12 protein-coding genes and 1 pseudogene are annotated in these 23,576 nt (G+C 46.6%); 2 read left to right on the top strand and 11 right to left on the bottom strand.

Going from position 1 to position 23,576, the window contains the following annotated elements:
- The first annotated feature begins 76 nt into the window (after positions 1-76).
- Entirely contained in the window at positions 77-11,839 is an 11,763-nt protein-coding gene (locus tag BM135_RS06730; RefSeq protein WP_092519020.1) for a non-ribosomal peptide synthetase, read from the top strand.
- 81 nt (positions 11,840-11,920) lie between these two features.
- Here BM135_RS06730 and budC read toward each other — a convergent pair whose 3' ends face one another.
- A complete protein-coding gene (gene budC / locus BM135_RS06725) occupies positions 11,921-12,679 on the bottom strand; it encodes a meso-2,3-butanediol dehydrogenase (RefSeq protein ID WP_175485999.1) in 759 nt (252 codons plus the stop codon).
- Positions 12,676-13,278 (bottom strand): DUF1349 domain-containing protein, encoded by a 603-nt coding sequence (locus BM135_RS06720; protein ID WP_092519019.1) that lies wholly within the window; start codon positions 13,276-13,278, stop codon positions 12,676-12,678. Before BM135_RS06720 ends, budC begins: the two co-directional genes overlap by 4 nt.
- Before the next feature lie 321 nt (positions 13,279-13,599).
- Here BM135_RS06720 and BM135_RS06715 point away from each other — a divergent pair, with 321 nt between their 5' ends.
- On the top strand, positions 13,600-14,529 hold the full coding sequence (locus tag BM135_RS06715) for a hypothetical protein (protein ID WP_245737308.1): 930 nt from the start codon (positions 13,600-13,602) through the stop codon (positions 14,527-14,529).
- 192 nt (positions 14,530-14,721) lie between these two features.
- Here the strand turns inward: BM135_RS06715 and BM135_RS06710 are convergent.
- From BM135_RS06710 to flgE, 9 genes and pseudogenes are all read right to left on the bottom strand, one after another.
- Positions 14,722-14,909 (bottom strand): annotated as a pseudogene (locus BM135_RS06710) (DDE-type integrase/transposase/recombinase); the annotation flags it as partial.
- A 146-nt stretch (positions 14,910-15,055) separates the two neighbouring features.
- Positions 15,056-16,021: a flagellar hook-associated protein FlgL gene (flgL, locus tag BM135_RS06705; RefSeq protein WP_092519016.1), complete on the bottom strand. Its 966-nt coding sequence runs from the start codon at positions 16,019-16,021 to the stop codon at positions 15,056-15,058.
- A 36-nt stretch (positions 16,022-16,057) separates the two neighbouring features.
- Complete coding sequence (gene flgK, locus BM135_RS06700) at positions 16,058-17,698, bottom strand: flagellar hook-associated protein FlgK (protein ID WP_092519015.1); 1,641 nt, start codon at positions 17,696-17,698, stop codon at positions 16,058-16,060.
- 136 nt (positions 17,699-17,834) lie between these two features.
- Positions 17,835-18,803, bottom strand: a complete 969-nt coding sequence (gene flgJ / locus BM135_RS06695) for a flagellar assembly peptidoglycan hydrolase FlgJ (protein ID WP_422646119.1) — start codon at positions 18,801-18,803, stop codon at positions 17,835-17,837.
- A complete protein-coding gene (locus BM135_RS06690) occupies positions 18,800-19,918 on the bottom strand; it encodes a flagellar basal body P-ring protein FlgI (RefSeq protein WP_092519013.1) in 1,119 nt (372 codons plus the stop codon). Before BM135_RS06690 ends, flgJ begins: the two co-directional genes overlap by 4 nt.
- Before the next feature lie 15 nt (positions 19,919-19,933).
- Positions 19,934-20,710 carry a flagellar basal body L-ring protein FlgH gene (locus BM135_RS06685; RefSeq protein ID WP_092519012.1) on the bottom strand — a complete coding sequence of 259 codons (777 nt, stop codon included), beginning with the start codon at positions 20,708-20,710 and terminating at the stop codon, positions 19,934-19,936.
- A gap of 71 nt (positions 20,711-20,781) precedes the next feature.
- Positions 20,782-21,564, bottom strand: coding sequence for a flagellar basal-body rod protein FlgG (gene flgG / locus BM135_RS06680; RefSeq protein ID WP_092519011.1), 783 nt, complete (start codon positions 21,562-21,564; stop codon positions 20,782-20,784).
- 22 nt (positions 21,565-21,586) lie between these two features.
- Positions 21,587-22,342: a flagellar basal body rod protein FlgF gene (locus BM135_RS06675; protein WP_092519010.1), complete on the bottom strand. Its 756-nt coding sequence runs from the start codon at positions 22,340-22,342 to the stop codon at positions 21,587-21,589.
- Between the two features lie 21 nt (positions 22,343-22,363).
- Positions 22,364-23,572, bottom strand: a complete 1,209-nt coding sequence (gene flgE / locus BM135_RS06670) for a flagellar hook protein FlgE (RefSeq protein WP_092519009.1) — start codon at positions 23,570-23,572, stop codon at positions 22,364-22,366.
- Between the last annotated feature and the right edge of the window lie 4 nt (positions 23,573-23,576).

Raw genomic sequence — 23,576 nt, 5'->3', positions numbered from 1 at the left:
AACCGGAGCAATAATTTCCTTACTTTCAAATAAATGAACCAAATTAAAATCAAACTATTACGAAGGAAAAATGAATATGACATACAGCCATAATCACTTCCCAAATACTTCCTTATCAATTGATGATAACGGTTCTCTCTTTTCTCGTGCACACCCTCTTAGCTCACCTCAGCAAGCCATCTGGTTTGATCAGGCTATCCATCCCAACTCTTCCAACTACAATCTCTGCTTTTTTATCTGCGTCGAAGGAGAGTTGAATGAAGCATTATTTGCCCGAGCCTTTGAAGCCGTTGTTTATTGCCATGACACTCTACGTTTGCAATTTATCAACCCCCATGCTTTACCCGCCCAAAAGATTGTTCATTCTCTCCCTGTAGCCGTGGATATACACGATTTTTCATCGTATCCCGATGCTGAAATCAGAGTAAAACAATACATGGATGCCGAGTTTATGCGCCCATTTCACTTGAATGAGGTGCTGTGGCGTTCCAAATTATTGCGGGTAAGCAACAACTGTCGGTACTGGCAATTTTGCTGTCATCATTTGATCATTGATGGTGCTGGTCTGTTCATACTCATTGACAAGGTTATTGATGCCTATAACCGCCTGATGAAAGGAGAAACAATGAATAGCTCAGCTCACTCTTATCTGGATTTTATTACGGATAACCTCAATTATCTTGCTTCTGAACACTACTCACACGATATGCAATTTTGGATGAAGCGTTACGAGAATCTGCCTCCCCGCTTGATCCAGCCGGTTAACTCCAATAACACTAAAAACCACCAACAAGCCAAAGCAGTTACTTTTCAACCTGTTACTTGGTCAGTCGATCAGGTGCTTTTTAAACGTATTGAAAAAAACATTGGCGCACAGGGATTACCCCTCCTGCATTTCATGTATGCCGTTCTGGCTTGCTATTTCGCACGGACGGCGAATGTGAATGAAATTGTTATTGGTATTCCCGTACACAATCGCAAAAATACGCGACAAAAGCACACGATGGGAATGTTCGCATCCGTGATCCCCATTGGCGTAACCATTTCACCGGAAGATACTTTCCGTGATGTCATGCACAAAGCCGCGACCGAAATGCGTCTTTGCTACAAGCACCAACGCTTTCCCATTGTAGACCTCAATCGACAAACACATATCCAGCAGAAAGGCGGGAATGCTCGATTATTTGACGTGACTTTATCTCTCGAACCGTTTAAAGCTAATCTGCAAATGGAAGGAGAAAACACCAGAGTGAAACTTTTCGACCTACATTCTGGTGCTCCTTACCCTCTTTCTGTCAGAGTCAAGCAATACACAGATACTGCTCGTCTTGAAGACTATTCCCCGCTTTCCATTGATTTCTATTTTTCTCCGGATTACTTGAGTACCATAGAGGTTATGGCGCTCCAGTCCCGTCTTGCTGTCTTGCTTGATGCTGCTCTTACTTCTCTGGAGATGCCATCTCTTACGAATACAAAAATAGCCAATCTGTCGATTCTGTCCGACACTGAGCGCCAGCAGGTGTTGGTGGATTTCAACGCCACCCAAACCGAATTCCCGCAGGATATTCTGGTTCATCAATTGTTCGAAGCACAAGTGCAACGCACACCGGATGCCATTGCCGTGGTCTTTGAAGAACAATCGCTGAGCTACGATGAACTGAACAAACGAGCCAACCGTCTGGCACACTATCTGATTGCTCTCGGCGTGCGCCCTGATGATCGGGTGGCGATTTGTATTGAACGCAGTCTGGAAATGATGATCGGTTTATTGGGTATCCTCAAGGCCGGTGGCGCTTTTGTGCCTCTCGACCCGACTTACCCGACCGAACGGCTGACGTATATGCTCAATGATTCAGCTCCCGTAGCCTTGATTACTCAGACTACGATGGTAGAAACGTGGAACAATACCCTACCCACCATACTACTTGATACTCCAGGATGTTCTGTTTTAGGTGAAAGATCGGAAGAAAACCCAGAGGCTCAATCACTGGGGCTGACCTCCCGTCATCTGGCTTATGTCATTTATACCTCTGGCTCTACAGGGCAACCCAAAGGCGTAATGATCGAACATCGCAGTTTGTGTAATTTGATTACGACTCAGCAAGACACTCTGGCCATCACTCCAGACAGCCGAATCTTGCAATTTGCCTCAAACAGTTTCGATGCCTGTATTTGGGAATGTTGTATGGCACTATTGGCGGGAGCTGGCCTCTACCTTGCCAAACGGGACAATCTTCTGCCGGGAACAACGCTGTCCCACTATTTAGAGACTCACGCCATCACTCACGCGCTCTTGTCCCCCACCGTTCTGGCAACAATGGATACCATTCCGGCAACACTGCAAACCTTACTCGTGGGAGGAGAAGCGTGCTCGCCTACATTGGTCAAACGCTGGGAGCAAGGGCGACAGATGATCAATGCGTATGGCCCGACAGAGGCTACTGTTTGTGCCACGATTTACCTATGCAAAAGCTGTCGGGGTGAAAGTCAGGGAGACAATGATAATCGGGAAAACCATGCACCGCCGATTGGTCATCCCATCCCCAATACCCAAATCTATATCCTCGACATTTACGGTCAGCCCGTTCCACTAGGGATAGCGGGAGAGATTTATATCGCTGGTGTCGGCGTTGCCCGCGGCTACCTGAACCGCCCCGAACTCACCGCTAAATGTTTCCTCACCGATCCGTTCTCTTCTGCGCACAGCGCACGTATGTACAAAACCGGTGATCTGGGGCGTTGGCTACCCGATGGCAATATTGAATATCTCGGCCGCAATGATTTTCAAGTTAAACTGCGCGGTTTCCGCATTGAACCGGGAGAGATCGAGGCAAGACTGCGGCAATGCCACGGCGTGCGTGAAGCCGTGGTACTGCCTTGCGAAAATCTTTCCGGTGAAAACCTGTCCCATGACAGCGGATCGGCTCAAAAGCATCTGGTTGCCTACCTGCTGCCTGAGGCAAATGTTGAGCTGGAGCCAATGACATTGCGGCAACAGCTTGCGCAACATCTTGCAGAATACATGATACCCAGTGCCTTTGTGATACTCCACGACTTCCCGCTGACACCCAATGGCAAACTCGATCGTCAGGCACTCCCTAAACCAGATCATACTGCAATCGTCACACGTAGTTACCAAGCCCCTATAGGAGAAGCAGAAATCACCCTGAGCCAAATTTGGCAAATGTTACTTGGAGTGAAATGTGTCAGCCGCTACGACCACTTTTTTGAGCTTGGCGGACATTCGTTGATAGCCGTTAGCCTGATCGAAAAACTGCGCGATTTGGGGTGGATTCTTGATATCCGAATTGTATTCACCAAGCCAGTACTGCACGAGATGGCAAAGGCGATACTGTCGGCTCAGAAGAATACAGCTCAAGGAAATGCGGAGCAAGAACATGCGGCAACGTTCACAGTGCCGCCCAATCTCATCCCTGACGGCTGTACTGCTATAACACCCGACATGTTGACTTTAGTTTCCCTATCCCAGCACGAGATTGATGCCATTGCCGCCGCCATTCCTGGTGGTGCGGCCAATATCCAAGATATCTATCCGCTTTCGCCATTACAGGAAGGAATTTTGTTCCATTATCTGTTACAGAAACAGGGGGATACTTATCTGTTACGCAACTTGCTTGCCTTCGACACCCGCGAGCAGCTCGATACCTTTCTGGCTGCCTTACAACTGATCATTAACCGTCACGATATTCTGCACACTTCAATTTACTGGCAGGAGCTGGCACAGCCGGTACAAGTCGTCTGGCGGCAGGCTTCTTTGAACATTAATACGTTTTTACCGAATAGCGAACAAGATATCCCTTCTCAATTACTATCACATACTGATCCCCATCAGTACCGCCTTGATGTGAGTCAGGCACCGCTATTCTCTGCCGACATTGCCTATGATCCGCATCAGGGTCAGTGGTTGCTGGCTTTGTGTCTCCATCATTTAATCTGTGATCATATGACACTGGAACGTATCATTGATGAAATCGATGCATTATTGCGTAGCCATACATTGCGTAGCCATACTGAAAGTGGGCATCCTGACAACCAACCTTCTGAAAAGTTACCCCCAGTATTACCTTACCGTAACTTTGTCGCCCAATCCCTGTATGTGCCGACTTCAGCTCACGAAGCCTATTTCCGTACAGAGTTCTCTGATGTAGATGCACCGATGGCTCCTTTCAGGATACTGGATATTCACAGTGGGGATAGGCCGATATCGGAGTCCAAACAGCCTCTTGATGCGCTACTTGCCAAAGCTATCCGCACACAAGCCCGACGTCAGGGTGTCAGCTCCAGTATATTGTTTCATGTTGCTTTGGCTCTGGTGCTGGCAAAAGTAAGTGGGCGTGATGATGTGGTCTTCGGTACGGTATTACTGGGACGTATGCAGGGTAGCGCTGGTATCGAGCAAATTATGGGGCTGCTTATTAATACCTTACCCATTCGGATCAAGCTTACGGGTAATAGCGCGCAGACAACCGTTCAAGAGACCTACCTCAGTTTGATGAGGTTACTGGAGCACGAACAGGCAACACTGACACAGGCGCAGCATTGTAGTAGCGTGATACCACCTTTGCCGCTCTTCAACACGCTACTCAACTATCGTCATAGTCAATCGGATACCACCTTTGCTAAATGGGAAGGCATACGCCTGTTGATGCAAGAAGAGAGAAGTAATTATCCCATCGGTTTGTTTGTAGATGATTGGGGAGATGGATTTAGTTTGGTTGCTCAAACCGTATCAGACATCGAACCGACTCGTCTGATTGACTATATGACCACGGCCCTGACAGGGTTGGTCGAAGCGCTGGGAACCTCACCCCACCAGCCAATTCTGGATATTTCTATTTTGTCTGTTAGGGAACGTCAACAGTTGCAGGTGGATTTCAACACGATTCAATCTTCTCAAAATACAGCGGTTGATTTCCCGCAAGACGTGTTTATTCACCAATTATTTGAAAAGCAAGCACAGCATAATCCCGATGCAATGGCAGTCGTCTTTGAAGAGCAATTGCTGAGCTACGATAAGCTGAACCGTCAAGCCAATCGTTTAGCGTATTATCTGATTGCCTTAGGTGTCCGCCCGGATGATCGGGTAGCGATTTGTTCTGAACGTAGTCCTGTCATGATGGTGGGATTACTCGCTATCCTTAAGGCCGGCGGTGCCTATGTTCCACTCGATCCAAGCTATCCTGCCGAACGACTGGCCTATATACTTGAGGATGCCGCTCCTGTTGCCTTGCTTACCCAAACAACGTTACTCAAGCAGCCGATCAGCACCATACCTATTGTAGATCTCGACAATCTTGCCTCCCTTACTGCGGACATGCCAACCAACAACCCAGCCCCCCAGGCTCTTGGCCTGACCTTACGCCATTTGGCTTATGTGATTTATACCTCTGGTTCGACGGGTTTGCCCAAAGGGGTAATGAATGAGCACCGCAGTGTCGTGAATTGTTTACTCTGGGCACAGGAGACTTATCAATTAACCCCGCAGGATCGTGTCTTGCAGAAAACACCGTTCAGTTTTGATGTTTCCGTTTGGGAGCTATTCCCGCCCCTGATGTTTGGCGCACAATTAATTTTGGCTCGCCCCGATGGTCATAAAGATCCACACTATTTATTGTCCGAGATAGAAAAGCGCAGGATTACTATCATCCACTTTGTACCTGCCATGCTACAACTATTTCTTGATGCTATTCCCGCCGGACGCTGCTCTTCCCTGCGTCACATCTTATGCAGTGGCGAAGCGTTTCCATATACCTTGCAACAGAAATGTCTGTCCCATTTTGCCCACTGTCAATTGCATAACTTATATGGCCCTACTGAAGCAGCGATTCATGTCACTGCCTGGCGATGTGTACCGGATCGGTATATCGGGCAAGTCCCCATAGGGAAACCCATCGCCAATACCCAGATTTACCTTCTCGATAACCACGGAAAACCTGTTCCAATAGGTGTTACAGGTGAGCTTTACATTGGCGGAATCGGTGTCGCCCGCGGTTATCTGAACCTTCCAGAGCTAACCGCAGAACACTTTCTTTCTGATCCTTTTTCTACAGATCCTGATGCCCGATTATACAAAAGTGGCGATCTGGCTCGCTGGTTGCCTGACGGTAATATTGAATACCTTGGTCGTAATGATTTTCAGGTCAAGCTACGCGGCTTCCGTATTGAACTCGGCGAAATCGAAGCCAGACTTGTGCAATGTCACAATGTACGCGAGGCAGTTGTGATTGCCCGTGAGGATGCTTCTTATGAAAAAACAGGGGGCGAAAAGCGTTTAGTTGCTTATCTGCTTGCCGAACCGAATACAACACTGATATCGGCAGAACTGCGCCAGCAACTGGCACAACACCTTGCCGACTATATGTTGCCCAGTGCCTTTGTGACGCTTGATGCCTTTCCATTGACATCCAATGGCAAACTCAACCGTCAGGCACTGCCAATACCAGACCATACGGCACTGGTAACCCGCAATTATGAAGCGCCCATCGGAGACATGGAAACGGGGCTGGCCGAAATTTGGCAAGAACTGTTGAAATTGGAACAAGTTGGCCGTCATGATCATTTCTTTGAACTCGGTGGTCATTCCCTGCTTGCAATCCAACTTGCCACACGAATACGCCAGACACTGGCGCGGGAATTGCATTTGCAGCAACTCTTTGCTCACCCTGTCCTTACTGACTTGGCTACTAAACTCACCGACACACCTGTGGCAACCCAAATTGTTATTCCGGCTACCGATCGCAGCCAACCACTGCCACTCTCCTTCTCTCAACAACGCATGTGGTTCCTCACCCGCCTCAATACAGAAGCCAATCTGGCCTATCAAATCCCGATAGTTCGGCATCTCAGCGGGCATCTCAATCATGCTGCGTTTACGGCTGCGCTTGACCGTCTCGTCAGCCGACATGAAAGTTTGCGCACTCGTTTTGTTCTGATTGATGAACAGCCTTACCAACATATCGATAGCGCAGATACTGATTTTTTTCTGACCTATCAGGATTTGCGCAGATTAGACGAAACTTCGCGCATAATCCGTATTAACGAGTTGGTGAAACTCGAAACACAAACCCCATTTGATTTTGCCAATGAGCCAATGATTCGAGGCCAATTGCTGCAACTGTCTGATGAAGAGCATATTCTGATCCTCACTCAGCATCATATCATCACCGATGGTTGGTCGATGGGCATATTGCTCCGCGAGCTGAGCGCACTCTATCGTGCTGCACTGGGGGAAAATATGGCGCCTTTACCGCTCCTCCCCATCCAATACGCCGACTATGCTGTCTGGCAACAAAAATGGCTACAAGGAGAGATCCTCACTGCACAACAGGATTTTTGGCAAAATCAGCTTCAGAACGCACCGACATTGCTGGCTCTCCCCACCGACTACTCTCGTCCACCAGAGCAAAGTTACTCAGGCGATCTCGTGCCCATTCACCTGAATGCAGACTTATTGTCTGCTCTTAAGGCACTGGGACAACGTCAGAATACGACGTTATTTATGACCTTGCTGGCAGCTTGGGGGATCGTGCTTGCCCGCCTGAGCGGACAGAATGATATCGTCATTGGTACGCCCGTCGCCAACCGTTCACAGAGTGAACTTGAGGGGCTGATCGGCTTTTTCGTCAATACCCTGCCTTTACGTGTTGAATTGGAGCCAGGCAACTCCGTAACAGATCTGCTTGACCACGTCCGTGAACGGGCACTGGCGGCCTATGCACATCAAGACCTGCCTTTTGAACAATTGGTGGAAATCCTGCAACCTGAGCGCAGCCTGAGTTACAGCCCGATCTTTCAGGTCATGCTGGCTCTCAACAATACCGCTCCCCAACACCTTGAATTATCTGGTTTAGCTGTCTCCTTGGTGGAGCAGCCACATCACAGTGCATACTTTGACCTGACACTGTCACTGACCGAAACTATGGATGGACTCAATGGTTATCTGGAATATGCATCAAGTCTATTTGATCGGACGACAGTCGAGCGCATGGTGGGTTATCTCACTAATGTGCTGACTGCCATGACAACCGATGAGACACAAACCATTGCTCGTCTGCCAATATTATCAGCTTCGCAGCGACAACAATTGTTGGTGGAATTCAACCCCACTCCAACAGATATCCCGCAAGATACGCTGATACATCAATTGTTCGAATCGCAAGCGCAACGTACGCCGGATGTCACTGCGGTCGTTTTTGAAGAGCAATCTTTGAGTTATCACAATTTGAACCAACGCGCCAATCAACTGGCACATAGCTTGATTGCTTTTGGTGTGCGCCCTGATGATCGTGTGGCAATTCATGTTGAACGGGGTTTAGACATGATCATCGGCCTGTTTGGGATCTTAAAAGCAGGTGCCGGTTACATCCCGCTCGATCCAGAATATCCTACCGAACGACTGGTTTATCAGTTATCCGACTGCAAACCCGTAATACTGCTGACTCAGAAACACTTGCAGACACGCTTACCCATACAAGACATTCCTATCTGGTTGTTGGACGATGAAACTCATCAAAACCACATAAAAAAACAGCCTGCGCATAATCCGGACAGCGAACAAATAGGACTACAGCCACACCATTTGGCCTATATTATTTATACTTCTGGCTCAACCGGACATCCAAAAGGTGTCATGCTGGAACATCACAATGTCGTGAGCCTCATCCATGCCCAGTTTCAGATCAGTGAACCCCAATTGGGCGATCGGATACTGCAATTTGTCACCGTCGCGTTTGATATTTCGGTGTCGGATATTTTCCCTACTCTGGCATCGGGTGCCACACTGGTTCTGCGTCCACCTCATATCAAGATACCAAATATCACTTTTGTTGATTTTTTACGTGAACAAAAAGTGACTATTATAAATATACCGACCGCCTTCTGGCACCATTGGGTGCAAGAAATAAGGGCAGGACGCAGCGGTTTCAGCCCCTGCCTACGCACCGTTATTGTTGGGGGTGATAAAGTAGAACCCCGCTATTTAATGGACTGGCTGTCGTGCCCAGAAATACAACCCTGCCGCTGGTTCAACGCCTATGGCCCCACTGAGATCACCGTCACTGCCACAGCTATGATGATAGATAGCAAGATGATGATAGATGACAAACATCTTCCATCTATCACCAACAACATCCCGATTGGTCGGCCACTGTCCAATACACGTATCTATATTTTGGATGCACTCGGTCAGCCGGTTCCTATTGGCGTAAGCGGCGAAATCTATATCGGTGGTATGGGTGTCGCCCGTGGTTATTCAAACCAACCAGAACTGACAACGGAGAAATTTGTCGTTGATCCATTCAGCGAACACCCCAACGCGCTCATGTATAAAACCGGCGACTTGGCTCGCTGGCGATCTGACGGCAATATTGAGTACCTTGGTCGCAATGATTTTCAGGTCAAGCTACGCGGCTTCCGTATCGAACTAGGAGAAATTGAAACCAGATTGATGCAATGCTACGGTGTGCGAGAGGCTATCGTACTTGCCCACGAGGATGCTTCTTATGAAAAAACAGGGGGCGATAAGCGTCTTATTGCTTATCTGATCGCAGAACCCAATACAGAGCTCGTGCCAGCGGAACTGCGACAACAACTCGCACAGCATCTTGCCGAATATATGCTACCCAGCGCATTTGTGACACTGGATGCGTTCCCACTCGCACCAAATGGCAAGCTCGACCGTCAGGCACTGCCGATGCCGGATCAAGCGTCAATCGTGACCCGCGTTTATGAAGCGCCGCTCGGTGACAGAGAAATCGCGCTGGCTGAAATCTGGCAAACATTATTAGAGCTGGAAAAAGTGGGTCGTTATGATAATTTCTTTGAGCTGGGCGGTCATTCGCTGATGGTAATCAGCCTGATTGAACGACTTCGTAACCTAGGCTGGAGTCTTGATATTCGTACAGTATTCTCCGCACCAATACTGGCTGAGATGGCAAAAGTAATGCAGGTAGCCGAAGAGAATGCAACTACGTATACCGTACCGCCCAATCTCATTCCTGATGGCTGTACCGCCATCACTCCCGATATGCTGCCGCTGGTTTCTCTGACACAACACGAAATTGATACTATCGCCGCTACCCTTCCTGATGGTGTCACCAATATTCAGGATATCTACCCACTCGCACCATTACAGGAAGGAATGCTATTCCACCATCTGCTGCAAACACAAGGAGACGTTTATCTGTTGCATACCTTGTTTGCTTTCGACACCCGCGATCGCCTTGATGCTTTTCTGGCGGCCTTGCAACAGATCATTAACCGCCATGATATTCTGCGCACTGCCATTTGCTGGAAAGGCTTAACACAGCCAGTACAAGTTGTCTGGCATCAGGCTTCCCTGCGCATCAACACCTTTGTGCCAGACAGCGATAAGAGCGTACCATCTCAATTACTGGCGCATACAGATCCATACCGGCACCGTCTTGATATAAGTCAGGCACCATTATTCTCCGCCGATATCGCCTATGATCCGCATCAAGGTGAATGGTTACTGGCCTTCTGCTGTCACCATATACTTAATGATCATATGTCGCTGGGTCTTATCATTACTGAAATCAACGAGCTTTTGCACCAGCGTACCGGGCAATTGCCTCCTGCACTGCCTTATCGTCACTTTATTGCCCAGTCATTGCGTGCACCAATATCAGACCACGAAGCCTTTTTCCGTGAGATGCTCGCCGACGTGGACACACCGACCGCCCCTTTCGGAATACTGGATGTCTACAGTGGAGATAGACAGATAACTGAGGTTATCAAGCCACTTAATGCAGCATTGTCCAGAAGTATCCGCAAACAGGCAAGCCATCAGGGCGTCAGCCCCGGAGCACTGTTCCATGTCGCATGGGCACAAGTTCTGGCAAAAATAAGTGGGCGCAATGATGTTGTCTTCGGGACAGTTTTACTGGGACGTATGCAGGAAAGTGCCGATATCGAGCGGATTCTGGGATTGTTTATTAATACCCTTCCTGTGCGATTCCGGCTTGCCGGAAATAGCGTACAGGCAACCGTGCAAACGGCCTACCGCAGTCTGGCGCGATTACTTGAGCACGAGCAGGCTCCTCTGGCACTGGCTCAACGCTGTAGCGGAGTCACACCTCCCTTGCCGCTCTTCAATGCACTCCTTAACTATCGCCACAGCCAATCGAAACAAGGCCAATCGAATACGACCAATACCGGATGGGAAGGCATACGTCTGGTCACAGGACAGGAGAGGACTAACTATCCCCTTTATTTGGCTGTAGATAATTTGGGCAAAAGCTTTCTGTTGTCTGCCCAAGCTGTGTCAGGAATTGATCCGTCACGTCTGATAGGTTATATGACTACTGCTTTGGCAAGTCTGGTTGAGGCGCTGGAAAATCAACCTCAACAGCCAATCATGGACATACCCATTATGTCTGCCGCCGAACGCCAACAGCTATTAGCCGATTTCAAAAACACGCAGGCCGACTACCTACAAGATACGTTAATATTAGCTCCTGATGGTAAATACGATCATCAAGCACTGCCAGCATCTGAGCAACCTGCCGCTGTAACCTCTGGCTATGAAGCCCCCATCGGTGATGTGGAAAAAGCACTGGCCCAGATCTGGCAGAAATTGTTAAAACTGGAACAGGTCGGCCGCCATGACAATTTCTTCGCATTGGGAGGACATTCGCTAATAGCGATACAATTCTTGGCACGTATGCGTGAGCAAGGCATGGAAATTCCATTGATAACACTATTCACACATCCCATACTATGTAAACTGGCTAAGGTATGTGAACTGGCTAAGACAACAAACCTAAGTCACTCAACCGTATCGAATAATTCAAACCGTTAACCGGAAAAAAGCGGCTCCAAGGATAGTGGAGCCGCTTTTTCGATCATTTATTCAATAGGCAATATCTTCAATTAAATTTGTTCAATTAAAATTAGGCTGACCACTGGATGCGGTTACCCCACCATCTATCGGCAGGTTCACACCATTAATGAAACTGGCATCATCACTGGCCAAAAATGCAATGGCTGCTGCGACGTCGGAAGGTTGACCCGCTCTTTTTAACGGAATGCGGTTATTAAAATGTTGCAGAGTTTCATCGTCAAAACGTGCAGTCATAGGTGTCATCACTAAACTTGGGCACACCGCATTGACACGAACACCTTGTGCTCCATGATCCAACGCCATGGCACGGGTTAAGTTAACCACTGCGCCTTTTGCCGCACAATAATGAACACTTCCCCAATCGGCCCCTAACCCTGATACGGAGGCATTATTAACAATACATCCTTTACTTTCGATTAAATGCGGCAACGCAAAATAACTACAATTGAGTACACCATTAAGATTAGTAGCCAGAACATCATTACCTTCTTCCTGCGAAACACTCAATAAATCGCCAATCGCATATACACCTGCGTTATTAACCAGAATATCTATCCGGCCAAAATGTCTGATCGTCTCATCAACCATGTGTTTGGCCGACTCACGGTTTATTACATCTGTTTGAATCACCAACGCTTTATTCGATGACAATTCACTGAATACACGGTTAAGCTTATCGGTATCTCGCCCAGCCAATATAACAATGGCTCCCTCTTGTGAAAAACGCTTTGCTGTAGCTTCGCCAATGCCGCTGCCTGCGCCAGTAATAATGACAACCTTATCCTCAAATCGAATCATTTTCTTGTCCTCATTGATGTGTTTTCAAAGTTAGCTATAAACCCGGATTCCCGTGGGCAAGCAGCATAGATACCAGCCCATGCTTCATTGGATTTTACTAGCGGCAATGGTGTGATTCTGACGGTTTGTGCCAATTCATCACCTTGTCTCATGGATAACAAACAGGCTCCCGATGATATTTCAGCAATTAGGGTAATCGGAGCTATCAATGTATCAATAGTCGCTATCACTTCACCAGACCAATCAGATATTCCTTGCGATGTCACTGTAGTACCAAGCTTAATCGTTTTGTCTGGCTCCAGTTCCACGGAAAACTTTATCCAATTTTTATCGGACAAACGGATCATTAATCCAGCCTGATCATAATCATGCTGAGGTGAAAAAATAACATCCGTTGAAATCACAATATTGCTACAGAAAGAAGCCAATAAAGCATGTCCGTTATCCGCTGTATGACCAAAATACGTTTCCCGCCAAAAATCCGTCCCAGATGCAGGTTTCATTCTGCACAATCCCATATCAGTTTCCCAATAAGGCGGGGGATTAAGCCAATTAACCGTGCTATTTTTGGGTAGTTTTGTAAAAACATGTTTCAGCATGTCGGGATTCTCACTGTGTAATATCAAATGCAATTAACGAATTTACGCCATTTTCAAGAACAAGATATAAAATCTCATCACATAATTCCGCATGGGTAGATAATACTAAATATTTTTCTAATTTATTCTGCTATGTCTTTTTTTATGCTGGATGAACCATTAATTGATAGCAATATGAAAATTCTCTTGTGGAATTTCAGTGAGACATGAATCGTATTGCAAAATAGATCGGATTGATTAACTATTTATACTTTATCTGACATAAATAATTTTTTGGCAAGGAGTGCGACATCTAATTAATTCATATATTTTAAGGAGACAATGATGACATACAAACCGCTTCACTCTCCCGAAATGAAATATTTGTCATGGGAAGCCAATGATGCTCCTCTTTTCATCGTTCTTGGGCAGTCTAATAGCTATGGTCACGGTACACTGCTGCTACCAGATGAAAGAATTACCCAGGGATTAAATAATGTATTCACTCTATCCCTGCCAGAAATCTATAGCGTCAACTTTACTACCATTAATTGGACAGGATTGACCAGTTTTGGTAATGCCAATATTGGTGCTCCTGTCGGTTTAGCACGTGGTAATCAAGATCATCCTTACAATATCGCCAACCGTTTCGCTAAATTCTGGCAAGCTCATATTAATCAGGGTAATACGCTGAATTTACCCGATCTTTATGTGATTTTAATGGGTTACGGCGGTCAGGGCATGTACTTAAATAACCCTCCCGATAATCGCTGGGCACCAGAGCGCGATCCAAAAGATGTAGAATCCCTTTATCCCCGCGCGATTAGAACCTTACGCATGGCAGTTGAGTCATTGCGCAAGATGGGCAAAAATCCACGCATTCTGGCAGTACATTGGAACCAATGGGAAGCAGAAACTGAGAGTTTAGCAGCGGCCAAAGCATCAGAGATGAATTTTACCCGTATCATCACTGGCATCAGTCATGCCATTGGCTCCCGTCAGATCCCATGGCGATTATATTACCCGCTTTCGGTAGCGTTCGATCCTCTCAATACCAGCTATGTGGATGAAGCAATTAAAGATGTCATTGCTGTGGCTCCTAAATACCGTACGTTGATTGATGCACGAAATTCGCCAAATTACACTGGCATTGCTTCTGAATATGGCGTCTTCCTACCCGATGAAATGCATTATAATGGTGATACTCAAACTTGGTTTGCTCAACAGGAATGGGAATTAATTTTATCCGGCTATCATGGTGTTAAAATATAAATTGATACGATTTATTAACGTATTAAGCATTAATTCCCCCTTTAGGGGAATTAATGCTTAAAAAATAAAACTTGAGATAATCAATTCTTTTAGAACCACTCTTTTAGAACTATGGGTTCACCCTTGTTTTATGAAAGAATCAACCTCTAACCAACATCTGGAACAAAATCATTATAGATGTCAAATGCGGGGTTAATTGCTATTTGCGCAGTCAATCGATAAAACCTCCCTGCCGGTGACAATATCTTCTCTTCTGGTTATAAGTATTGCTCTTTACGAAGCATTGAAACGAGCTCTATCCCTGCTAAAATCGTTTGGGTCCGGCGAAATGATTTGAAGCCTGATATCGGCCGTATCCGACGTTTAATGTTTCGATGACCAAAACGAACATTATTTTGATGCCGCAGCTGCAACAAATTCAAAAATGAAAACAAAAAATAAGCCCTTGACTTCCCAAATCACCTTCCAAATTCAATGGGGAAAGAACAAGGGCCTACAATGAAAAGCGCTATATACCTAATTTTGGTTAGCGATGCATCTCAAACAAAGACATGCCTTTTAAGTCAGTAAATGCGATGAAGGAAGCTTGCAATGCAGCTTGTTGCTGGCGGTAATCGGAAATAGTGGATACCAAATCGACATTAACTAATTCTCCTTTACGCACTTCATTCAATGTCCTACGTTCATCACTAAGCGCATCTAACTTATCCAGCTCATCAAGCTGCAAACCCAACACGGCTTGCACGGAATAGAAGTTTTCTAGGCTATTGCGAATACCACGGTTAGCTTTATCCATCAATTCCTTGGCTTCGTTTTTTTCGTCCTCACTTGCCGTGCTGTACGAAACGTCCAGTGCCTTGATCGCCATATCAATGGAAGCGAAAATATCTGATTCACTGTTAGTTTTGCCATCAGGTTCTTTGATCGGTTTGCTGGGCTGGGATAAAAAGACCTGCTGGCCGGTATGAGCGATAATCATCGAACGGTTATCATCTACTTTCTGCGTTATTTGTTCATGACCACCGACATAGCTCACCTTTCCACTGCTATCTGCGACGAAAGGCGGTACATCCGTCTTGTAGCCAGCAAAAATATAACGATTATTCCCATCGGTTTTATTACTTAAATTCAGCAATTCTTGTTTAAGACCTTCCAACTGCTGTGCATAGGATGCACGATCTTGATCACTAGTCTTATCTGAGGCTGCCACCCATGCACTCAAAACACTAGTGGTAGCTGTTACAACATTATTGGTAATGTTTAACTGTGCTGACATGGTATTTTTGGCAAAGTCACGAACAGTGACAAATTGCTGGTTTTTCGATTCAGATTGAGAAACCATGATGTACTGCGAAGCCGCCAAAGGATCATCGGATGGATTAATTACCCGACGACCACTCGACAGTTGCTCACCCGATTTCATAAATTTTGATTGGGCGCCAAAAATCCCATTCATTTTCTGAGTATATAATTGATTCGTACTTACACGCACAATATCATTCCCTTTTTATCTTCAGCCAAACGGTGATTAACGAATATTCAAAATCGCATCGAACAATGTTGTTGCAGTCTGGATCACGCGGGCATTTGCCAGATAATACTGCTGCAAGCGTTGCAATTCGCCGTATTCTTCATCCATATTGACACCAGAAATAGATTGGCGAGTTGAATTTATCTTATCAACGATGTTCCCCTGCGTTTCGACATGCCCTTGAATTTTATTTGCAGAGGTGCCTACAGTACTGACCAGTGATGCGTACGCTCCTGCAAAGGAGGATTTTCCATCAACCAACTTCTTATTCTGTAATTCAAGGAATTTCTTCGTATTACGGTTATCGCTTTGGCCGGCATTTTTGACACTGGCCGTCGCCAATTTGGAAGAATCTTTCAGATTCACTTTCAAGGTTGCCACGACATTGCTGACCGTTTTCAGGGTGTAAGCATCGTGTTCTTCTGCCTTGGCAGAATCGATCTTGACTTTCAGACCATCAAACTCCAGCGTATCCCCGCCTTTTTTCACTGGGATCATCTCTCTGTCAGAAACACGCTGAACTTTCCAATCTCCACCTTCAAATTTGAGGGTATAGTCACTCGCTTTTACTTTGGTGGTATCGGTATATTCCACCGTAATCTCAGCCGTGCCTTTATTGTTGCTATTGGAAATGACGCCAGGTTTAGTGAAATTAAAGAAATCAACACCTTTCTCGTTGTGCAGGTCAAAACCGCCATTCTGCACCTGATTGAATTGATCCGCCATCACCAAAGCCAGTTGGTTCAATTTATTGCGGGTTGAATCCACCTCTTCTTTGCGCACTTGTAATGCACCGCCCAATGCGCCTTGGGAGATAAAGCGTTCATCAATTTCTTTGGTGCCGACTGTACCATTGTTATAGCCCAGCGTGATACGACCACTGTCAGTGCTGGATGGGATCGCTTCCATCTGATAGGACTTATTGCCCGATACCAGCATCATGCCACCACCGAATGAGACGTTATAAGTGTCACCATCCTGCTTAACGACGTTGACTTCCACCAATTGATTTAATTGGTTAACCGCTTCATCACGCCTATCCAGCAACGCCAGCGGTTCGCCCCTGCCTGTACTACGCATACGCGTAATTTCATTGTTCAGCTTGGCAATTTCTTCCGCGTATTGATTGATCCCTTTAACATTTTGTTCAATTTGGAAATTAATGCTGTCATCTATCTGGCTCAGAAAACCATCAGCTTCTTTGAATCGGCTAACTAAGCTTTCCACTTTACCCAACACCGTCGTTCTGGCAGCGCTGTCTTCCGCATTGCTTTCAACAGCTCCCAAACTCTTGAAGACATCTTCGATAGAATTGGACAGGTTAGTGTTTCTATCTGCCAATAGATTATTAATTTTAGTGATCTGTTCGTTCTGGGCATTCAATGCGGCGTATTTAGTTTGTGCCTCATTGTATTGCTGGTTGATGAACTCATTGTATTCACGGTTAATGGTGCTGACAACCACTCCGTTGCCGACAAACCCCGCTGGCGACATGGCTCCATTATTTTGCGTTATCACGGTAGTCTGTCGGTTATAGTCCGCGTTTTTGGAGTTGGCAATGTTATTACCCACTACACCCATTGCCACCTGCGCGGCATTAATACCACTCATGGCAGTATTCATTAGACTATTGGACATGTGTAGATCCTTTTACGTTTTCTTTAAACCTATCATTGATAGGAGGTCATTCACTGTTACAGTTATCGGCAAAGCTCCCTGTTCCTTGAACAAAAATGCTCTTGATTTCGATACCCACCACTTAAAATCAGATTGATTAAAATAAGTTATCTAAATCATAGGCATAGGCTTTTGCCATCTGATTGCCGGTATTTTTTAACTGCTGAATCAGTGACACTAATTTTTTGGCATAACCAGGATCGGTAGCGTATCCCGCATCCTGCAAAGAGTACGCCCCCTGCTCTGCTGTCGTGGATTGAGCGACTTTGACGTAGCGGGGATTTTCTGTCAGCAACTTGACGTAATCCGTTATCGCTTCCACATAAGAACCATACACACGAAAGCCGTCCTGTAATTTCTTCGGCTCACCCTCAATATATTCCGTCGTCATAATATTGGTGACAGGCCCTTTCCAGTGTTTCCCCGCTTTGATGCCAAACAGGTTATAGCTCGGTTTGCCTTCTGCGGTCAGAATTTCCCGTTGTCCCCAACCTGACTCCAGTGCGGCCTGCGCAATAATCAATAAGTGAGGAATACCGCTTTGCTGGCTTGCCAACTGTGCCGGTACGGAAAGCATGGAAACAAAGCTGGCGCTTTGCATTGGCAATGGCTTCGACTTAATGGCTCCATTGGAGAAAGATGAAGATGCGTCTTCAGGTATAGCCCGGCGCATGAATTGTTCCAATGCCTGCTTCGGTAATGTTTGCAGGATTTCATTGTCCAGCGGCATCGGCATCGTGCCTGCCAATTCACTAGGCATATTATTAGCGTTAGAGAATTGCTTGACGATCATATCAGCAAACCCCAATCCCTTTTGAGAAAGGTCTTGTGCAATTTGCTGATCGTACATCGAAGTATAAAAACGCGTCTGGTCACTGCTCAACATACCATCCTGTGGTAATGAGGAACGCATGCTTTTCAGCATCATCTGAACGAAGACACCTTCCAGTTGTTGGGCTACTTGCCGTAGCCCTTGTTGTGGTTCCTGTGACAGTTTAGCTTTCAATGAATGCAGCGAATTAACATCGTAAGCAGCATTGGGCATCGTCAGAAAATCATTCATCAGATAATCTCCAACTTCGCACGCAGACAGCCTGCGCCCTCCATCGCCTGCAAAATCGACATCAAATCCGTTGGCGTTGCACCAAGTGCATTCAATGCCCGTATAACTTGAGTCAGATTCGCGCTGGCATTGACTTTTTGCAATGCACCGCCCTGTTCCTGAATGCCAATGGCTGTATTGCGAGTTACGACGGTATTTCCTCCTGCCAATGGTGTATCAGGCTGACTGACCGCAGTTTGACGTTCAACGGTTACCGAAAGACTACCATGTGCAATCGCACAGCTATCCAGTGTGACATTGCGATTCATGACGACCGATCCTGTACGGGAGTTGAAAATCACTTTGGCATCGCCAGCATTAACACGAATATTTACATTCTGAACTTGAGACAGAAACTTAACCTGCTCGCTGTTTTCGATTGGCAGACGCAACTGAACGGTACGGGAATCCAGTGGTGTTGCAGTTCCTGTGCCTTTCAGACGGTTGATCGCATCACTAATCTGCTGAGCCAAGCTGAAATCATCATCATTCAATTGCAGGTTCAACGTGCTTTTCTGGCCGAATTGCGTCGGCAATTCACGTTCAATCACCGCACCATTCGAAATAAGGCCTCCTGCAAGCTGATTGATTTTGATGCTGTTTCCGCCCGCACTCGCACCAGCACCGCCCACTAGGATATTCCCTTGAGCCAATGCGTAGATCTGATTATCCACTCCTTTCAACGGGGTCATCAGCAATGTACCACCACGCAGGCTCTTGGCATTACCCAATGAGGAAACCACAACGTCAATGTTTTGCCCTGAACGTGCGAAAGGTGGCAACTTTGCTGTCACCATTACAGCAGCTACGTTCTTAAGCTGCATATTCGTACCGGGTGGTACGGTAATGCCCAACTGTGACAGCATATTGCTCAGGCTTTGGGTGGTAAAAGGCGTCTGCATGGTTTGGTCACCCGTTCCATCCAGCCCAACCACTAAACCATAACCAATCAGTGCGTTATCCCTAATTCCTTCAATGGTCGTCAAGTCGCGAATACGCTCCGCAAAAACACGGGTAGACGCGAACATACCGGATAACACCAACAAAAGCGTAAAAAGGCTGGCGACTAATTTTCTCATCCTGACCATCCTCTTTTAAAACGGTGAGATATTCATAAAGAAACGTTGCAACCAACCCATATGCTGCGATTCGTTGATGTAGCCATCACCAACATATTCAATACGGGCATCTGCAACTTGGTTGGAACTCACTGTATTGTTGCCAGTAATCGTGCGCGGGTTAACAACGCCAGAGAAACGAATAAATTCCGTTCCCTGATTGATGGCAATCTGTTTTTCCCCTACCACATGCAGGTTGCCGTTTGCCAGCAGTTTATTCACGGTCACGGTAATCGTGCCCTTGAATGTATTGTTGGCATTCGCTCCACCCTTACCACCAAACTCATTATTGCCTTCCATGCCCAAATCGGTTTTCTCACCACCTATCAAACCCTGCAAGAAACGAGGGGTCAAGGCAGCCACGAAACCGGTTTTTCCATTTCGACTGGCATTGGCCGAAGAATTTTTGCTCGCACTAACGTTCTCTTGCAAGATAATGGTCAGCGTATCACCGATATTACGTGGACGACGGTCTTCAAAAAGTGGTTGGTAACCGTAATAGACCGGTTGGACAACTTGAAAAATTGAACCATTTGGCGTGGGAGCAGGCGCTTCGGCGGGGTTTGCTGTTGTCTGCCCTCTCACCAGCGGCTTGTGCGGGATATAAGCACAGCCCCCTAATGTCAGTGCCGACAATGCGAGTACCGCCACAGATATGCTGATACGCCACTTATTTCTCTGGTTTTTCCGTAAACCAGTGGAGCCAGCTACATGGTTTTTAGCATGGCTTTCGGCAACGGGCATTGTATCCATCTTCTATGCTCTTAAGTTTATCGTAGATAATAGTGGAGGAACGCTTTCCCCCTCCACCATTAATAATTAGGTTATAGCTGAGTCAGTTTTTGCAGCATCTGATCAGATGTCGACACCGCTTTACTGTTGATTTCATAGGCTCGCTGAACCTGAATCATATTGACCAGTTCTTCCGCCACATTAACATTAGACGTTTCAACATAACCTTGATAGAGCAACCCTGCGCCATTGATGCCCGGTGCATTTTCTACCGGAACACCAGAACTGTTGGTTTCCAGATACAGGTTCTCACCGATGCTTTCCAAACCACTTTCATTGATAAACGTGGTCAGCGTCAGTTGCCCAACCTGCTGAGGCGCACTTTGCCCCTGCACATTCACGCTGACGATCCCGTCACGGGCGATACTCATCTTGGTGGCATTGTCTGGAATAATGATGGCAGGCACGACCTGAAAACCGCCGACAGTGACCAACTGACCGTTCTGATCCTGCTGAAATGAACCATCACGCGTATAACCAATTGTGCCATCAGGCATCTGGATTTGAAAAAAACCCTGTCCCTTGATTGCCACGTCTTTGCTGTTATCGGTCTGTGCCAAATTGCCCTGATTGTGCAGCCGCTCAGTCGCTACCGGACGCGCACCTGTACCAATCTGTAAACCTGATGGCAAGTTCGTCTGTTCAGATGACATTGCACCCGGCTGACGTTCGGTTTGATAGAGCAAATCTTCGAACACCGCACGTTGGCGTTTAAAACCATTGGTACTGACGTTTGCCAGGTTGTTGGCAATAACATCCATATTTGTTTGCTGAGCATCCAGCCCAGTCTTGGCAATCCATAAAGATCGGATCATGAATTTATCCCCTGTTCCCGATTCAGTTCATGGCGAGAATTTGATTAGCCCGCTGTGCATTTTCATCGGAATTGTGTATGACTTTCATCTGCATCTCAAAGCGACGCGCGTTGGCGATCATGTTCACCATGCTTTCCACTGGATTGACATTACTGCCTTCCAGTACACCCGGCATGATTTTCACTTCCGTGCTGGCCGCCAATTCATTGCCCTGCTGTTCCTGCGCCTGTGGTGTTAAGTGAAACAAACCATTATCGCCCCGTACCACTTGATTGGCTTCAGGTTTAACGATTTTCAGTTTGCCAATCTGCCCCAACAATGTTGGCGGATCGCTGGCAATCAGGGCTGAGATGGCACCATCGGCGGCAATAGTCAGTTCAGCCTGCGGTGGAACATCAATCGGCCCATTTTCGCCCATCAACATGCGCCCCTGCACCATCAATTGCCCTTCGGGTGAAATCTGGATACCGCCGTTGCGGGTATAGGCTTCCGTCCCATCTTCAAGCTGGACAGCCAGAAAGCCGCCTTGTCCGACAGCCACATCCAACGGGCGGGAGGTATAATTCATTGGTCCTTGACGGCTATCCATGCCAGGGGTAGAAGCAACGGTCAATGTACGTGTTGGCAGGGTTTCACCTTCAATCGGTACGGCGCGTAGTGCTGCAAGCTGAGCTTTGAAGCCCGGCGTTGACGCATTGGCCAGATTGTTGGCAGTAACAGCCTGATGCTCCAGCGTTTGGCGTGCTGCTCCCATAGCGGTATAAATAACGTGATCCATAAAGCTATCCGCCTGAGCTTATTAACGCATGCTGACCAGCGTTTGCAGAATTTGGTCCTGCGTCTTGATGGTCTGGGCGTTGGATTGATAGTTACGCTGGGCGACGATCATATTGACCAGCTCTTGGCTCAGATCTACGTTAGAGGCTTCCAGCGCACCACCTATCAGCTTACCGAAGTTACCCGAACCTGCGACACCCACAACCGGGCTGCCAGATGCACCGGATTCTACCCAGACGTTATTGCCTTGTGCAGCCAAACCTTCAGGGTTAGCAAAGTTTGCCAGTACCACCTGACCTAATACTTGTCTCTCGTTGTTGGAATATTTACCATAAATTTTGCCGTCATCCTCCACAGTGTACTCAGAGAAACTACCTGCGGTATAGCCATCTTGTACTGGATTGGAGGCACCATCTGTCCCAACATTCTGCTGTTTACTACCAGAAAAATCGAGGGTGATTTTTGCATCATTTGAACCATTCAGAGATGCTACATCGAATGTAAATGCATTATTGGTGCCGACCATTTGACCATTGCCGTCAAATTGCACATCACCCAATTTCTTAAAGTCAGAAACCTCTACAGAATTATCCTTAGCAATAAATTCCCATTTATTATCGTCTCTTTTCACGAAGAATATATTGATATCATGTTGATTGCCCAGACTGTCATAAACTTGCAGAGATGTATTGTAGCTAAAAGTATCTGGATTATTTGGATCAAAGGCATGTGTCGTCTGATCAATTACTGAGTGTGTTGATTTCAGGGTAACTTTCAACTCGGCTTTTGTAGTTGCTTTCGCATTCAATATATCCTGTGGAATCGAAAGTGGCTCCACCGCTCTGCCTTGCTGAATTTCTCCGTTTACTGCCGGATAACCTGTGAGCTTCATGCCCTGCATATTGATCAGATTACGTTCTTCATCCATTTGGAACTGACCGTTACGGGAATAGAAAATATCACCGTTGGAATCCTGCATGCGGAAAAAACCGCCCTGTGTAATTGCCATATCCAACTGGCGATTAGTCTTAGTGGTTGAGCCATCTTTAAAGTTCTGTAGCATGCCAGAAACTTTAACACCCAAACCCACTTCTGAGCCGCTGAAAATATCTGCAAAAGCAGCAGAGCTGGATTTAAAGCCAAATGTTGCTGAGTTTGCGATGTTATTACCAATAACATCCAAATTACTCGCTGCAGTATTCAAACCACTAACCGCTTGTGAAAAAGACATATGT

It is taken from the genome of Xenorhabdus japonica (genome assembly GCF_900115195.1).
Classification (GTDB): Bacteria; Pseudomonadota; Gammaproteobacteria; order Enterobacterales; family Enterobacteriaceae; genus Xenorhabdus; species Xenorhabdus japonica.
This window is presented reverse-complemented; position numbering and strand designations above follow the sequence as displayed.

Coding starts and splice junctions, on each gene's coding strand:
- flgG (WP_092519011.1), bottom strand. CDS start 21,564: ATGATCCGATCTTTATGGATTGCCAAGACTGGGCTGGATGCTCAGCAA.
- BM135_RS06715 (WP_245737308.1), top strand. CDS start 13,600: ATGATGACATACAAACCGCTTCACTCTCCCGAAATGAAATATTTGTCA.
- BM135_RS06690 (WP_092519013.1), bottom strand. CDS start 19,918: ATGAGAAAATTAGTCGCCAGCCTTTTTACGCTTTTGTTGGTGTTATCC.
- budC (WP_175485999.1), bottom strand. CDS start 12,679: ATGATTCGATTTGAGGATAAGGTTGTCATTATTACTGGCGCAGGCAGC.
- flgE (WP_092519009.1), bottom strand. CDS start 23,572: ATGTCTTTTTCACAAGCGGTTAGTGGTTTGAATACTGCAGCGAGTAAT.
- BM135_RS06685 (WP_092519012.1), bottom strand. CDS start 20,710: ATGGATACAATGCCCGTTGCCGAAAGCCATGCTAAAAACCATGTAGCT.
- flgK (WP_092519015.1), bottom strand. CDS start 17,698: ATGTCCAATAGTCTAATGAATACTGCCATGAGTGGTATTAATGCCGCG.
- BM135_RS06720 (WP_092519019.1), bottom strand. CDS start 13,278: ATGCTGAAACATGTTTTTACAAAACTACCCAAAAATAGCACGGTTAAT.
- BM135_RS06675 (WP_092519010.1), bottom strand. CDS start 22,342: ATGGATCACGTTATTTATACCGCTATGGGAGCAGCACGCCAAACGCTG.
- BM135_RS06730 (WP_092519020.1), top strand. CDS start 77: ATGACATACAGCCATAATCACTTCCCAAATACTTCCTTATCAATTGAT.